The organism is Parabacteroides sp. CAG:2 (genome assembly GCF_000436315.1).
GTDB lineage: Bacteria > Bacteroidota > Bacteroidia > Bacteroidales > Tannerellaceae > Parabacteroides > Parabacteroides distasonis.
Genome location: NZ_FR885312.1, coordinates 103784 through 118503, shown reverse-complemented (window position 1 = coordinate 118503; position 14720 = coordinate 103784). Strand labels below are relative to the sequence as shown.

At 44.7% G+C, this 14720-nt stretch carries 10 protein-coding genes, 1 pseudogene and 1 riboswitch; of the genes and pseudogenes, 2 read left to right on the top strand and 9 right to left on the bottom strand.

Annotated elements, in window-relative coordinates; genetic code table 11:
- A riboswitch (cobalamin riboswitch) is annotated at positions 1 to 123 on the bottom strand. This riboswitch is flagged as partial in the annotation.
- A gap of 170 nt (positions 124 to 293) precedes the next feature.
- Positions 294 to 803, top strand: a complete 510-nt coding sequence (fldA, locus tag QVP94_RS12915; protein WP_005859688.1) for a flavodoxin FldA — start codon at positions 294 to 296, stop codon at positions 801 to 803.
- A 114-nt stretch (positions 804 to 917) separates the two neighbouring features.
- On the opposite strand, the gene QVP94_RS12910 is transcribed toward fldA, so the two are convergent.
- From QVP94_RS12910 to QVP94_RS12895, 4 genes are all read right to left on the bottom strand, one after another.
- Positions 918 to 2021, bottom strand: a complete 1104-nt coding sequence (locus tag QVP94_RS12910) for a PepSY-associated TM helix domain-containing protein (RefSeq protein WP_005867408.1) — start codon at positions 2019 to 2021, stop codon at positions 918 to 920.
- Positions 2018 to 2848 carry an alpha/beta hydrolase gene (locus tag QVP94_RS12905; RefSeq protein ID WP_005867407.1) on the bottom strand — a complete coding sequence of 277 codons (831 nt, stop codon included), beginning with the start codon at positions 2846 to 2848 and terminating at the stop codon, positions 2018 to 2020. Before QVP94_RS12905 ends, QVP94_RS12910 begins: the two co-directional genes overlap by 4 nt.
- 9 nt (positions 2849 to 2857) lie before the next feature.
- Positions 2858 to 4273, bottom strand: coding sequence for a DUF4374 domain-containing protein (locus QVP94_RS12900; protein WP_005867406.1), 1416 nt, complete (start codon positions 4271 to 4273; stop codon positions 2858 to 2860).
- Positions 4274 to 4336: 63 nt separating this feature from the next.
- Positions 4337 to 6718, bottom strand: coding sequence for a TonB-dependent receptor (locus QVP94_RS12895; RefSeq protein WP_008777751.1), 2382 nt, complete (start codon positions 6716 to 6718; stop codon positions 4337 to 4339).
- A gap of 287 nt (positions 6719 to 7005) precedes the next feature.
- On the opposite strand from QVP94_RS12895, the gene QVP94_RS12890 reads away from it, so the two are divergent.
- Complete coding sequence (locus QVP94_RS12890) at positions 7006 to 7998, top strand: sugar phosphate isomerase/epimerase family protein (protein ID WP_005859698.1); 993 nt, start codon at positions 7006 to 7008, stop codon at positions 7996 to 7998.
- 173 nt (positions 7999 to 8171) lie between these two features.
- Here QVP94_RS12890 and QVP94_RS12885 read toward each other — a convergent pair whose 3' ends face one another.
- The 5 genes and pseudogenes from QVP94_RS12885 to eno all read right to left on the bottom strand — a co-directional run bounded on the left by QVP94_RS12885 (position 8172) and on the right by eno (position 14635).
- The gene (locus QVP94_RS12885; RefSeq protein WP_008772879.1) at positions 8172 to 10481 is read right to left on the bottom strand and encodes a TonB-dependent receptor; all 2310 of its coding nucleotides are present in this window, start codon (positions 10479 to 10481) and stop codon (positions 8172 to 8174) included.
- A 46-nt stretch (positions 10482 to 10527) separates the two neighbouring features.
- Entirely contained in the window at positions 10528 to 10878 is a 351-nt protein-coding gene (locus tag QVP94_RS12880; RefSeq protein WP_005867403.1) for a DUF8478 family putative metalloprotein, read from the bottom strand.
- Between the two features lie 84 nt (positions 10879 to 10962).
- Positions 10963 to 12548, bottom strand: a pseudogene (gene ahpF / locus QVP94_RS12875) (alkyl hydroperoxide reductase subunit F).
- 19 nt (positions 12549 to 12567) lie between these two features.
- Positions 12568 to 13134, bottom strand: a complete 567-nt coding sequence (gene ahpC, locus QVP94_RS12870; RefSeq protein WP_005867400.1) for an alkyl hydroperoxide reductase subunit C — start codon at positions 13132 to 13134, stop codon at positions 12568 to 12570.
- Positions 13135 to 13354: 220 nt separating this feature from the next.
- Positions 13355 to 14635, bottom strand: a complete 1281-nt coding sequence (gene eno, locus QVP94_RS12865) for a phosphopyruvate hydratase (RefSeq protein WP_005867398.1) — start codon at positions 14633 to 14635, stop codon at positions 13355 to 13357.
- Positions 14636 to 14720 lie beyond the last annotated feature (85 nt).

Below are 14720 nucleotides of genomic sequence, written 5' to 3'. Positions count from 1 at the left end.
TGAGTTGATGTCTAAAGCTTTTTTGGAGCTTACAGCAGCGGGACTGTCCAGGTTTCTCACCTGATTCCCTTTTAATCGCCGTACCCTGAATAAAGTAGGCGAACCAATACGTTGGCAAATTTATAAAAAACAATTCAAATTATCGACAAATTCACAAAATGCTTTCTTCCCCCAACCATCACTGGTCATTCATGGGTATTCCCGACCGTCAAAATACATATTTGTAGGTATTGCTGAGACTAATAAGATATCGGATATTTGTCTTCGTTATTAAACTATAAAAACAAATAGGAATGAAGACTATAGGAATATTCTACGGCTCGTCTACAGGAACGACGGAAGGGATCGCGAAACGTATCGCAGAGAAGCTGGGTGTGGAAGACAAAGATATTCATGACGTATCTAACGCTTCTCCCGCTGATGTAGCGCCTTATGAAATCTTGTTATTGGGCTGTTCTACTTGGGGCGCCGGAGATTTGCAAGATGATTGGGATAGTTATCTAGGGAAGCTGAAAAAGCTGGACTTAAGTGAGAAAACCGTCGCATTATTCGGTTGCGGAGACTCAGCCTCTTTTAGCGACACTTTCTGTGACGCCATCGGTACGATCTATTCCGACCTGCGAAATACAGGTTGCAAATTCATTGGCGCTGTAGATGCCTCGGGATATTCATTTGACAGTTCCACCGCCTGCATAAACGGTATGTTCGTCGGACTTCCTTTGGATGAAATGAATGAAGACGATCAAACAGAAGGGCGGATCGACCAGTGGTTGGCATCTATAAGGAAAGAAGGAATTGAATAGACGCACACTTTTACATACATAACTGTTTAACCTTAATATTACAACGTTTGCGTATTCAACTTGATTGGTTTAGATTTATGAAGAGGTATGTGGGTCAAACATACCTCTTTCTTTTCATCTCAGTTTCCTGAATTGTTTCTTTATCCAAAAATAATAGCCGGTTATCGCGAAGATCGTCCCCAACAAGGAAACTAAGCAAGTCAATATACGGGTAGTCATTCCCCCCCACGAGCCGACGTGTACGGAATAAATCCATCCTCTTATCTTCCCCGATTTTGGGAGATCTTTATATAATTGGACTTCCGTAATCTCACCCGTAGCAGGATCAAAGGAGTAACGGTCGCTTCCTCTTGTATTTCCATAACGGGCCGTAGAAACCGTAGCGGAGCCATCTTGGATCGTGATTGAGTTAAAGTCCGGATAATGGCTTTTCAATGCCGATAACACCTCAGCCCATTGTGTGTAATCCGTCTTTTTCTTCGCGGGTTTCTTCGCGCCGGAAGAAGCTGGAGCATGATGCGCTTGAGGCGGGTTTGCACTAATACCGAAGACACTATAAAAGGCATTTCGATACCAACCAAACGACCATGTTAATCCGGTTAACGCTAAGATAAGCAGGAGCAATGCCGCATAGAATCCCCCGGAGACATGTAAATCATAGAAGAAACGGAACCAACCAGCCTTGGTCTTTACTTTCAACCGGTTTCTCAATACTTTTTTATTACGGGGATACCAAATTACGATTCCACTTATAATAATAATCGCCAAGACCAAAGTCGCATAGCCAACTATTGATTTTCCCCAAGAAAAACTTCCATCCCGTTTATACTCATCAAGTAACCAACGATGAAGACGCATCATTTTCAGGAAAAAACCTTGTCCGTCATCCATCCCGGTCACCTCCCCGGTATAGGGATCAATAAAACCGGCGGCTTTTTTCCCCGGTAATACAAGTTGATAGGTTCGTCTCGGGTCAGACGATACCCGAATACCGTTTATTCGAACCGAATCGGGTAATTGTTGGCGCGCCGATTCTATCAAGGTGGCAGGCGAGAGAGGTTCCCCTTTTACTTTCTTTACAAAATAACGGGAAGGGTAGCCTAATTCTAATATCTCTGTCTCAAAGACGAGAATCGCCCCGGTCAGGCAGACAATCGCAATAATAATGCCAAAAGGTATCGATAGCCATAAATGTACTTTCGCAAAGAATTTTCTCATTTTCCGAATAATTGTTTAATCCCGTCATATATACCCGGAACCGCTACCGTTCCATGGTTCTCGTCGGGAAATGATTTACTAAAGAAACGCAGGTTCTCCGCTTGCGGTAAAAGCTCCGAAAGAAGATAACTCACTTTGTCAAGATGAATGTCCACCCGGTCCGTCCTTTTTTTAGACGCGACACCGATATACAGGCTTTTCCCTTTAAAATCCCGGCCTGCAACCAAAGCCTCCGCCTCCCGGACCAACCGCCCCTGATCCCACCACAAACTAGGGTCGACCGCTAGATAGGTATCAAATAATTCCGTATGACGAAGAAACGTATTCAAGGTGAAAAGCCCCGCATACGAATGACCGATAAGCATATTCCAGCCGTTCGTGCGATAGGCACTATCGATAGCAGGGCGAAGTTCTTCCGTAAGAAACTTACTGAAAGCCTCACTTCCCCCTCCTTGCGGAATCGCATCTATGGAGATTTTACCATCCCGTCCGGCGGCTGAAGCGGTAGGCGTAAAATCACGTGTCCGATCCGTATTTAATACCCCGACAATAATACAGGGAGGTAGATATTTACCTCTACCGGATGCCAACGTTTTCCTTATGCCTACCAGCGAATGAAAGAAAGAATCTCCATCTAGCAGGTAAACAACCGGATAGCGTTGTTTCGTATCCATATTATAATGCTCCGGCAGGTGTATCCAATAACTCCGGTCTTCTTGCAATACGGTAGAGTACAAAACCAGTTCCTTTCCTATACAAATATCCTCCTGGCTCCGCAGGGTTAGCGGGAGCAGGAGGAATATTAAAAGAATGTGAGTCCGACTCATACTTGCTTATTACTCTTGAGCGGCAGTCAATTTACCTACACCACTGATTTGCTCTGCCTCAACGGTAAGACCTTTTGTTGCGGTAGCTGTCTTCGGATCGATACGATACACGGCAGGTTGACTTCCATCGGTAGTCGTAACCGCCATATAAGCGATACCATCCTCCGAGAACGGAGTATTGCCAAATCCGGAAATAACATCCGTGGAAGGCAGCCCCTTCACGTAAGTAAGACTCTTATCCTCTCCTTTATAAATAGCCAACTCTTTCGCGGCGAATCCGGATTCAGTCAACGGACGATCATACATCAACAACAAGAAATAATCTTCCGTGATATGCCAACAACGCAAGAATGCCTTACCACCCGTCTGTGCCTCCAAATTACAATAATAATCAGGATCAAACCCCTCCGCGTTAGCCTTAATACGAACTACACCGGCCGGCAAAGTCGTTTTCTGTACCTCCGCGGTCATCGTCTTGGCATAGCTGGGCGAGAACACATACACATCGCCGTTGTCTGCCGTCCAAATGGTCTGGTAGTATTGAGAACGGTTACGTCCGCAAGCATAACTGATCTTATCCGTCTTTATCAGTTTCGGGTTCTCGAATTTCTCGTTCGCATAAATAGCGACCCAAGCCTCGTTCGGATATTGCGTCCATTGCAATTCCCCTTTTTCGTAAGCGCCACTACCGCTTCCTCCGGATTCAGTCTTTACCAGCTCCGGGTATTTAACATATTTACCTCCCTCCGCTTTCACGCCGTACTTACTCAATCCCATCGGGATAGCCGCGGAATAGATCCGGCCGTTCGCTTGGAGAATACCCGCTAACGTAACAAACTCGCCATTTCCCAAATAATTCTCCGACAAGATCGTATTCGTGTTTGTCGTAAACGTCTCTTTGGCCACATCCAGATAAGAGAGCAAGAAACCTTTAGGCAGATAACCATTCTCGTCCGCATATTCCTCACCCAGATCACCGGTAGAAGATGTAATGATATAGTCGCCATAGATACCATAAGAAGTAAACCGCTTGATCTCGTAAGTATTATCACGCTCCTTAACCTTGCCTTCCGTATTCAGTACGTATGAAGAAGTAACACCGGCATTTCCTTGATTGTAAACCAAACGATACAAATATTTATCCTTATAGAAGATCCATTGCGTACCGCTTTCCGTAGTGAGTCCGTTGTTTTTAGCGGAGATAGAGCCATCACCCAGCGTATCGGCTGTCAACAAGTAATTCGCGTCACCGACAGAAGCGGCAACTACATAGCTCGAAACCGCCTCCGAGGTCGATCCTCCGCCATTTCCATTCCCGTTGCCTCCGTTATCCGGGTTTACAGGATCGTCGTCACTACAAGAAGTAAATACCCCCCCAACCAATAACGCGGCGGCAAGACCTGTCATTAAATAATTCTTCTTCATGTTGTTTTAATCTATTATGTTTTGAATTAATTATTGATAAATAAAAGATAGTCACACTTTAAATTAATTACCGAAATAAACCCTCACCTTACCATAGAAAGCCCTGCCAGCCTTCTGCAAGCTGAAGTTATCGTATAATTTCTCGTTCGTGAGATTCCTGCACTCGAAAGAGATATTGTAACGCCCGTTCTGTATACCATAAGAGAGTGTCAGGTTATGCGAGAATTGAGTTGGTACCACAAATTCGGATTCACTGCCTACTGCCTCCGAATACAGCGGGAAACTATGCATATATAAATTATCGTAAGTGACACTTAGCGTATTGCCTTTCTTCCACAAATTACGCCAGTAGAAGGTCACATCCGAGTTGGCAAACTGATAAGGAAGATTCGGCATACGTGCGCCATATGTCAAGCTCTCTTGGTTCGTCCCGCTGGTAACCGTCTTCACGTTATCCCTTACATTCATCTGCGTAAAGTTTCCTCCTACGCTTACCCAGTTAGCGAAACCGTAGCGAACCGAGATATTGTAACCCTTGGTCTCTACACGACCATGATTCACATAGGTAGCGCCATATTTACCGCCGCTCAAATCCGATATATTCCGTTGGATATAATCTTTCGTATTTCGGTAGATCAATCCGCCTTCCACATATACGGAATGCTTACCGAATGTCTCGTTGTAGCTTAAATTCAGATTCACGTTATCGCTGTTCTCCGGTCTCAAGGAAATATCGCCGGTCTCAAGGTCCTCATCGCCAAACATCTCCTCATTGGTCGGCAGGCGATAGGCTTTCTCATAGGACAATTTCGCTTGCAAGCTTTTCAAGATAAAGTAAGTTCCCGCGGCCCCATATCCCATCGCGCTTACCGAATTGGTCGTACGTATATAGTCATCTTGAGCCGAGGAAGTAGCGACAGGCCCCGCGATAAACTGGTTGTAATATTTACCGAACACAGACAAGTTCCAATGTTCCGTCGGCATCAAGCGATACGAAAGACCGCTGATATTTTTACGGGTTTCCTTCGGGATAGCGTTCGCTTCCGAGTCCTCGTTCAAAAGAGACTGATTCGAACGCCGGAACGCGTTGATCACGTGATTGAACGTGAACGTATGCGCCTTACCGATACGGTAGTTAGCTGTTAAGGTTCCGTTCCAGTTATTATTATCCGACCGGGTGTTCTGATAAGATTGCTCACCGGGCATCCGGAGCGGACGCATCTCGCCACGCCAATTATATTCATAGGAAGAGGTATCTACATTGTTCGTCATGTTCTTATTATAATTCGCCGTCAATACCACATCCAAGCCCCTAACGAAGAAATCACGCTTGCGATAGTCCAACGACGGCATGATCGAGTATCCCTTCCGATATTTGCCGCCAAACACCACTTCTTGGCGTACGCCCGTCTGTATATCTTTATACATATGTGAATAGGTAAACCCAAACATCAAACGATCCGCCCATTTCTTATCCACGAAACCTATTTTCCCGATAACGGCCTCGTTATGATACGTATCATGAAAACGCTTCACATGCTCGATCTTTTTCTTATTGATCGCTCCGGTCGTAAAGTCCTTCACCGGAGTATCCACATAGTAATTATTATCCGAATAATTCTGGAAAACGTTGATCTCATACGTGAGTCCGCTCCGGAAAGTTTGTCCGAAGTTCACATAAGATTTATGCGTATTGAAAGACCCGTATGAATAAGAAGCATCCAAGAACCATTTGTTCCGGTTCTTCTTGGTGATGATATTGATAACACCTCCGATAGCGTCTGTTCCGAAACCCACCGGTACCACACCCTTATAGACCTCTATACGCTCGGCATAATTCACCGGAATGTTATTCAGTCCGAAAGAACTGCCGACACCTTCTTGCGGAACCCCATCGATAAAGATCTTGATATGCTTGCCGGTAAATCCATCCATCATCAGTTGCATATCCGAGCCGACACCGCCGGACTCCCGGATCTTCATTCCGGGCGCTTGAGCCAAGGCTTCACTCAAGTTCTGGGTTGAATTTTGCAAGGCTTTCGTATCGAGGGCCACGGCATTGAACGCAGAACGCTTGAGCCGGGTCACGCCATTAGAAACGACAACCACCTCATCCAACTCCGTAGCTTGAGGGCTGATTACCACATTCATCTTTGTCCGTTCCCCACGCATCAGTTTCACGGGTTTCTCTACCGTCTTATATCCGATAGCCGATACTACTAATGTATATTCTCCCGCGGGAGCTTGAAGATGATAGATACCTTCCTCATTCGTAGTCCCGCCGTAATTCGTACCTTTTAGATAAACGGTAGCGAAATCCACGGTTGTTTTTTCCGTGGACAGGACTTTACCCGATATCATTGTTTTATGTTGAGAAAAAGCCGAGATGGAAATAAGCAACAGTAAAAAGGAGAGGAAAAGCCCTCTGATTTTCTTCATCATCATTTAATCAATTATGTTATTTAAAACGTTGCAAAGTTACGATCAGAGACTACAGCCCCACAATACCTAAGAATGGGTAAAATCACATTAAAAATCCACGGAGGTATACCAAACAATCCCCTTATTCAGGTAATTGGATGTATGGAGTAAGTTCGTAAAATTGAGTTATGTCAAATTTTAAATCTATTTAAACCCAATCGCAAGTTTTTGAGAGACATTTTCTTAATAAACTTCAAAAAGGTTAACTATATTTGCGAGAAACAGATGTTTAATTTTAATTCTTTATCACCATGACAGACAGAAGAACATTTTTGAGAAACATTTCATTACTTACTTTAGGGGGCATAGCCAGCCAAAAAGTAATGGCTTCAAATCCCACCAGATCCATACCCGCCACGGATGCGATATCCTCGGCAACCGCCGGGAAAAAGATGGGATTGCAAACCTATTCGCTCGGACAGGAGTTACTGCAAGATATGCCTAACGGATTGAACCGATTGGCAAAAGCGGGATATACCGATCTGGAGATTTTCGGATATAGGGAAGACACTGGTAAATTCGGTGATTATAATCCTAAAAATACGACATTCATCGCCTCCAAGGATTATAAGAAAATGGTGGATGATGCCGGTTTGAGAATCAGTAGCTCACACCTGACCCCTTCTCTTCGTGAGTACACGAAAGAGAATATGCCCAAATTCGACGAGTTCTGGAAAAAGGCAACCGATATCCATGCCGAGCTAGGTGTTAGTTGTATGGTACAACCGAGTTTACCCCGTATCGAAAACGAGGATGACGCCAAAGTAGTATCGGAGATCTTCAACCGTGCCGGAGAGATCACGAAGAAAGCGGGAATCCTATGGGGCTACCATAATCATAGCAATGAGTTCAAACGGGTATTGAAAGCCGGCGAGAAACCGGAACAGAACCCGAATCCGTGGGCACCTCCTAAAGGTACTTATATCGAGGAGTTATTCCTAAAAAATACCGATCCGGATAAGGTTATGTTCGAGTTGGATGTATATTGGGCCGTTATGGGGCAGCAAGATCCCGTGGAATGGATGGAGAATTATCCGAATCGTTTTAAGTTATTGCACATCAAGGATCGTTGGATCATCGGTGATTCCGGTATGATGAATTTCCCGAATATATTCAAGAAAGCGTACGAGATCGGTATCCTCGGCTACTACGTGGAACTGGAAGGCGACAAGAAAGGCCGTACCCAGTTCGAGGGCGTAGAGAAGAGCGCCGCTTATTTGCAAGCCGCTCCGTTCGTTAAATAAAACATCCCGATTTATCCCATAAAAAAGACAGTGTTTCCGTAGGGCGATCATATGCTTGGGAACACTGTCTTTTTGTTTATTTTGCCTTCAAAAAAACACGTACGTCTTTTTTCGGAAACACGTACGTGTTTTTCACGAAACACGTACATGTTTTTTCAAAGGGCATTACATGATTAAAAGCTCATCTTTACACCGGCAAAATAACTTCTCGGGCTAGCCGGGCCATAGATATAGGAGGAATCCCGGTTCTTACCTTGGTCAAAGTCGGATTGGTAAGCGTTGAACAGATTCTGCACGCCCCCATTTACTTCTAGTTTCAGCTCTTTGTAAAGCGGGAACTCATACGCAAGCTTGATATTCATATCAAAGAAATCCGGAGTCTCCACCGCCTTATCCAAAGGTATATATCCCGCCAAATGCTGCACCAACATACTTCCCGTATAGGTTCCCGACAGGGAAGCCGTGAAACGTTTGAAAGGCGTGAGAGTAGCCGTAAAATAACCATAGATATCCGGCGTACGGAACATCTTTGTCTCGGCTGGCACATTCTCGTCATCGCTCCATTTCTCGGCCTCTTTATAACGGCTTCGCTGGAAAGTAGCGCCCGCTTGCAAAGATAGCCATGAAGTTAACACCGACTTTCCTTCCAAGGTTAATCCCATCACTTTCGCCCCGGAACCGTTACGACGTTCCTTAATCAGATTGCCTTGCTCATCTTTCCCAATATCTTCCAAGACAAACACATCACTTAAGCTGGTGTAAAAACCTTCCACCAAGAAGTTCAACTGGATACCATTCTTAAAACGATGGTAAAAATCGACCGAAGCACTCAAGCTCTGCGATTTCTCCTCGGATAAATCTTTCGCACGCTGGATCATAGCGACCTCTCCGCCGACCGCCGAGATATGCATATCCTCATCGAACGCTTGCGGGGCACGGAAACCACTGGAATAACTAGCCCGGATATTGATATCTTCCGTCGGGTTAAAACGGATATTCGCACGAGGGCTGAATATTACATGATCCATCATATTATGTTTATCCAAACGACCGCCAATCAAGAAGCTCCATCGCTTATTTTTCCACTCATTCTGCAAAAATGCGCTCTCGATATGCACCTTCTGATTCGTAAAGCGATTATACCCGATCATCTCGTCCTTCAAATGATCGAAACTATACTCCAAACCGGCAGTCAAATCCGATGGCATAAACAAAAATTTATCAAAACTATAAGCATATTGCGTACCGGCCATAACCGTCAGGTCCGTAGTCTTGCCGTAAGCGTTCGGATCTTGGTTCGTCCCGTAATAACTATCCCGGTCCGTATTTTGGGCAGAAGTGAAAACACTCCATTTATGTTTGTAATCCTTGGAGAAAAGATCGAATTTCAGACCTCCTCCATCAATCGAATGCTCCAACTGTTCGGCGATATCCGCTTCATGAGGCGGACGATCCAACAGATTTCCTCCCCTGCGGTATTCATTCATATGATGATACTCGAATGTCAATTTACTATAAGTACTCGTTTTCAGGTACGAACGGAAACCAACCGTTTGATTCTTCAATTTAGGCAACTCCGTAAAACCATCTCCATCCTGATCAAAACCGGAACGATGACGGTTCTGGCCAAAAAGATATAAGCCCGCTTTCCCATTTTCCGATACCAAAGAGGCATTTAGGGTCGTATTATTATCGAAAGCGGATGTCCCACCGATCGAGGTTAACGTATGCGACAATTCCCCGGAATTTCTCAAGGGCTCCTTCGTGATGATATTAATTGTCCCGGCGATAGCGGACGAGCCGAACAGTGCCGATCCCCCTCCTCGCATCACCTCTACCCGCTCGATCATATTCGCCGGTATTTGCTCAAGCCCATATACGCCGGATAAAGCGCTGAATATGGGACGTGAATCAATCAGTATTTGGGTATAAGGTCCGTCTAATCCATTGATCCGGACTTGCTGGAAACCGCAATTCTGGCAATTCGTCTCTACCCGTACACCCGGTTGGAAATTTAGTCCCTGTGCCAAATTCACCGCATTGGTCGTAGTAAAAACCTTCGCATCCAATACATTCACTAATGTGGGAGCCAACCGGCGGGAAGTTTCCGCACGATTCGCAGATACCACCACGCCATCCAAGGCGATCTGGTCTTCTTCCAGTTCTACATTAATCTCTAAGGTTTTTCCTTTCTTTAGGGTCACTTCTTTAGAGATAGTCTTATACCCGAGCGCTTTATATTCTAGCGTAAATTTACCTTCCGGCAGATTCTTCAGGAAATAATGTCCCGAGTTATCGGTGGTCGTACCGATCGTGGTACCTTTTAACAATACGTTGATAAAGGGAAGATGTTCCCCTGTTTTCTTATCCAATACATGTCCGAAAACATTTGCGTCTGAGTCGTTTAGACGGTCCTCTCCCGTGGCCTGAGCTACCGTTAGGGCACAGCACAGGCATAGTATAAAGATGAAAAATTTATTCATTTTAATTTATTCTGATAAGTAATACAATGTTATTAATCTCACAATATCAGAATATGGGAGGAGCCCGAAGCGTACGTCTTCCCCGGAAGGGAACGATATAGTCCGGATAGACCGGAGCGAAAGATAAGTTACGGATAAAGGAATAAAAAGCCGCCAGCAGAATAGCGACGAAAGCCGCACCTGTTATCTGCAAGACAGATAACTGATGAAGCAACTGAAACTCGGCGTAGCCATGTTCATGGTCCGGACGACCATCGTCCGTTTTATGATACGGGTGAGAATGGACGATCGTTACCCCGTTGACAATATGAACGTGGGTAAACGCGATAATACATCCCAAATAGGCTATGAACAGCGCAGGGAGTAATATCCTCAGATATTTTCTTAATCTATCCATCTCTTTTCTCTCGATCGCAAATATAGTAATATAACCGATAAAAGAGATACGCTGTTCAAAAATTACCTATTTGTAGGTATTTCATCAACCGAGTACACCACGTACCCGATCTTCAAAGGCCGAAAGGGCCGCTTTGGCGCCTTCTCCCATAGAAATAATGATTTGCTTAAAGGGTACGGTGGAAACGTCGCCCGCTGCATAAATACCCGGGACATTCGTCCGGCAATGTGCGTCAATCACGATCTCACCGGGACGATTTGTTTCGACAATCTCCTTAAAGACACCACTATTAGCGGCTAAGCCGATTTGAACAAAAATACCGTCTAAATGAATAACACGCTCTTCTGCTGTCTTACGATCCTTTGAACACGCTCTTCCCCTGTCTTACGATCCTTTGTACGGATACCGGTTACCTTGTCGCCATTTCCAACCACCTCGGTTGTTTGTGAACGAACAAAGATCTCGACATTCGGCAAACTCTTCGCTTTCTCTTGCAAGACTTGATCCGCTTTTAACTCATCCATAAACTCCAAAACGGTTACTTTCGAACAGATCCCCGCCAAATCAATAGCCGCCTCGATACCGGAATTTCCACCGCCAACTACGGCGACATGTTTTCCCTTATAAAACGGACCGTCGCAATGAGGACAAAAAGCCACTCCACGTCCTATATACTCTGTCTCACCCGGTACATTCAATTTACGCCAGCTAGCGCCCGTAGCGACAATAACCGCCGGAGCCTTGAATATCTCACCTCCAGCCGTAGACAAAACCTTCTCGTTTCCTTCTATCGTAACCTTCTCTATACGACGATGCTCCAGCAGGTCAATCGGATATTGCCGCATATGCAAGCGCAGATTGTCAGCCAACTGGGTACCTGTTGTCTCCGGAACTGAAATCAGATTCTCAATTCCTACCGTCTCCTTCACCTGCCCGCCGATACGCTCCGCCACGACAGCGACACTCAGCCCCTTTCGTGCGGAATAAATAGCGGAAGAAGCACCAGCCGGCCCTCCACCGACCACAACCACGTCATATCGTTTTACCGTCTTCTCTGTCAGGCTCTCATTGATTCCATACTGAGCTTCCAGCTTCGATAACAATTCACCGAATTCCCCACGTCCTACATGGATCAGTTTTCCATCCGCAAAGACAGAGGGGACGCCTTGTATCTTCAAGGCATCAACTTCCGCCTGATTGATAGCCCCATCTACCATCTCATGATGGATCTGAGGATTTAAAGTCGTCATAGCGTTTAATGCCTGTACCACATCCGGGCAATTCGTACAAGTCAAAGAGACATAGGTCGTCAGATGTATCGGGCCATTCAAGGCTTTAACACGATTACAAATACTCTCGTCCGGAAAATTCTTGCCTTTCCCATCTGAATTCAAGATCGCCAACAGCAAGGAAGTAAACTCGTGTCCATTAGGTACTCCACGAAACTTAATCCCCGTTTTCGCTCCATCCTTTAATAAAATGAATTCCAATCCCTCCCCATCAGATACCTGCATAGATATTTTATCCGAACAAGAGGCAACATCACCTAATAAATCCAACAATTCCTGTCTACTTTCATGCGCAGGAGAGATCGATATATCAAAGGTATAATTCGCATTTAACCCTGCGAATATACCTTTTAATTGTTCTTTTAATATTGATTCTAACACGATCTATACTCTTAATTATTTAGATTTTCCCTACCAAGTCAATGCTAGGTTTCAAGGTAGCCTCCCCTTTCTTCCATTTAGCGGGACAAACCTCACCATCATGTGAAGCGACAAACTGAGCGGCTTCAACTTTACGAAGTAACTCGGAAGCGTCACGACCGATATTGTTATCATGAATCTCGGCCACTTTGATCTTTCCTTCCGGATTTACCAAGAAAGTGCCACGGTATGCCATACCCTCTTCCTCAATCATCACACCAAACGCACGACTCAGTGCTCCAGTGGGATCCGCCAACATCGGATATTGGATCTTACGGATAGTCTCGGAAGCGTCATGCCAAGCTTTATGTACAAAATGAGAGTCTGTACTTACAGAGTAAATTTCTACTCCCATTGATTTAAACTGCTCATACTTCTCAGCCATATCGACCAACTCTGTTGGACAAACAAATGTAAAATCGGCCGGGTAGAAGAAAAAGATAGCCCACTTACCCAAGACGTCCTCGTTGGTTACAGTCTTGAAATTACCATTTTGAAAAGCTTGTACTTTAAACTCCGGAAGTTGAGAATTAATAATCGGTTCCATACTTGTTTCTATTTTTAAATGAATACTATTTGTTTTTATTTCCGATACAAAAATATAACATATTTCTTCATTAAAACAATTTTCCTAATCGATATATTTTATGAGGTTATAGATAATACTTTATCAATCAATAAAAAGGGCCTATCCTCACGGATAAGCCCTTCAATATCTTGGGTTTTGGATTACTACATAATTAGCGATTATAATTTACTTTATATACTTAATTGATTCTTTTGTATCCGTATACGGCACGGTCTCCCAATTCCTCCTCGATACGAAGCAGCTGGTTATATTTAGCCATACGGTCCGAACGACTTAATGATCCCGTCTTGATCTGTCCGCTATTGGTAGCGACAGCGATATCGGCGATCGTAGCGTCTTCCGTCTCACCGGAACGGTGTGAAGTAACGGTCGTGTATCCATGACGGTGAGCCATCTCGATAGCGTTCAGTGTCTCCGTCAAGGAACCGATCTGATTTACCTTGATCAAGATTGAGTTACCGCAACCTTCTTTAATACCCCTTGAAAGGAACTCTACATTTGTCACGAACAAATCATCTCCGACTAATTGGCAATGGTTACCAATACGATCTGTCAGTTTCTTCCAACCAGCCCAATCATTCTCACTCATACCATCCTCAATGGAATCGATCGGGTATTCGTTGATCAGCTTTTCCAGATAATCCACTTGTTCGTCGGAAGTACGTTTCACTCCTTTTTCTCCTTCAAACTTCGTGTAATCGTAGATTCCATCCTTATAAAACTCAGAAGAAGCGCAATCCATACCGATCATCACATCCTTGCCCGGTTCATAACCAGCCGCCTTGATAGCGGCGATAATTGAGTTCAAGGCATCTTCCGTACCTTCCAAATTCGGGGCGAAACCACCCTCATCACCAACAGCGGTACTTAACCCACGATCGTGCAATACCTTTTTCAACGCATGGAATACCTCAGCGCCCATACGTAAGCCTTCCTTGAAAGAAGCGGCACCTACCGGACGAATCATAAACTCTTGGAAAGCGATCGGAGCGTCGCTATGCGAACCGCCATTGATTATATTCATCATCGGAACAGGCATCACGTAGGTATTCGTTCCACCAATATATCTATATAAAGGAATATCCAAATAATTTGCGGCAGCTTTCGCTACAGCTAAAGAAACGCCAAGGATAGCGTTCGCACCTAGTTTCGATTTAGTTTTCGTACCGTCCAAAGCCAACATCGCATGATCGATACCTATCTGATCCAAGGCAGACATCCCCTTCAATGCCGGAGCGATAATCGTATTGATATTCTCAACCGCTTTCAATACGCCTTTACCACCATAACGCTTCTTATCGCCATCACGCAACTCCAAAGCCTCGTTCTCGCCGGTGGACGCACCGGAAGGCACAGACGCACGGCCCATAACGCCGGACTCTAGTAAAATATCAACCTCTACTGTCGGGTTACCTCTTGAATCTAGGATCTCACGTCCTGTAATCTTTTCTATTTTCATTGCTTCTACGTTTTTTAAACTGACGCAAATATAGATGGATTACTTGAACCGTGAAATCACCACAAATTGCTATTTTCACCTCAAT

Excerpts from the sequence above, each read along its gene's own strand:
- fldA (WP_005859688.1), top strand. The coding sequence starts at position 294 with ATGAAGACTATAGGAATATTCTACGGCTCGTCTACAGGAACGACGGAA.
- QVP94_RS12910 (WP_005867408.1), bottom strand. The coding sequence starts at position 2,021 with ATGAGAAAATTCTTTGCGAAAGTACATTTATGGCTATCGATACCTTTT.
- QVP94_RS12905 (WP_005867407.1), bottom strand. The coding sequence starts at position 2,848 with ATGAGTCGGACTCACATTCTTTTAATATTCCTCCTGCTCCCGCTAACC.
- QVP94_RS12900 (WP_005867406.1), bottom strand. The coding sequence starts at position 4,273 with ATGAAGAAGAATTATTTAATGACAGGTCTTGCCGCCGCGTTATTGGTT.
- QVP94_RS12895 (WP_008777751.1), bottom strand. The coding sequence starts at position 6,718 with ATGATGATGAAGAAAATCAGAGGGCTTTTCCTCTCCTTTTTACTGTTG.
- QVP94_RS12890 (WP_005859698.1), top strand. The coding sequence starts at position 7,006 with ATGACAGACAGAAGAACATTTTTGAGAAACATTTCATTACTTACTTTA.
- QVP94_RS12885 (WP_008772879.1), bottom strand. The coding sequence starts at position 10,481 with ATGAATAAATTTTTCATCTTTATACTATGCCTGTGCTGTGCCCTAACG.
- QVP94_RS12880 (WP_005867403.1), bottom strand. The coding sequence starts at position 10,878 with ATGGATAGATTAAGAAAATATCTGAGGATATTACTCCCTGCGCTGTTC.
- ahpC (WP_005867400.1), bottom strand. The coding sequence starts at position 13,134 with ATGGAACCGATTATTAATTCTCAACTTCCGGAGTTTAAAGTACAAGCT.
- eno (WP_005867398.1), bottom strand. The coding sequence starts at position 14,635 with ATGAAAATAGAAAAGATTACAGGACGTGAGATCCTAGATTCAAGAGGT.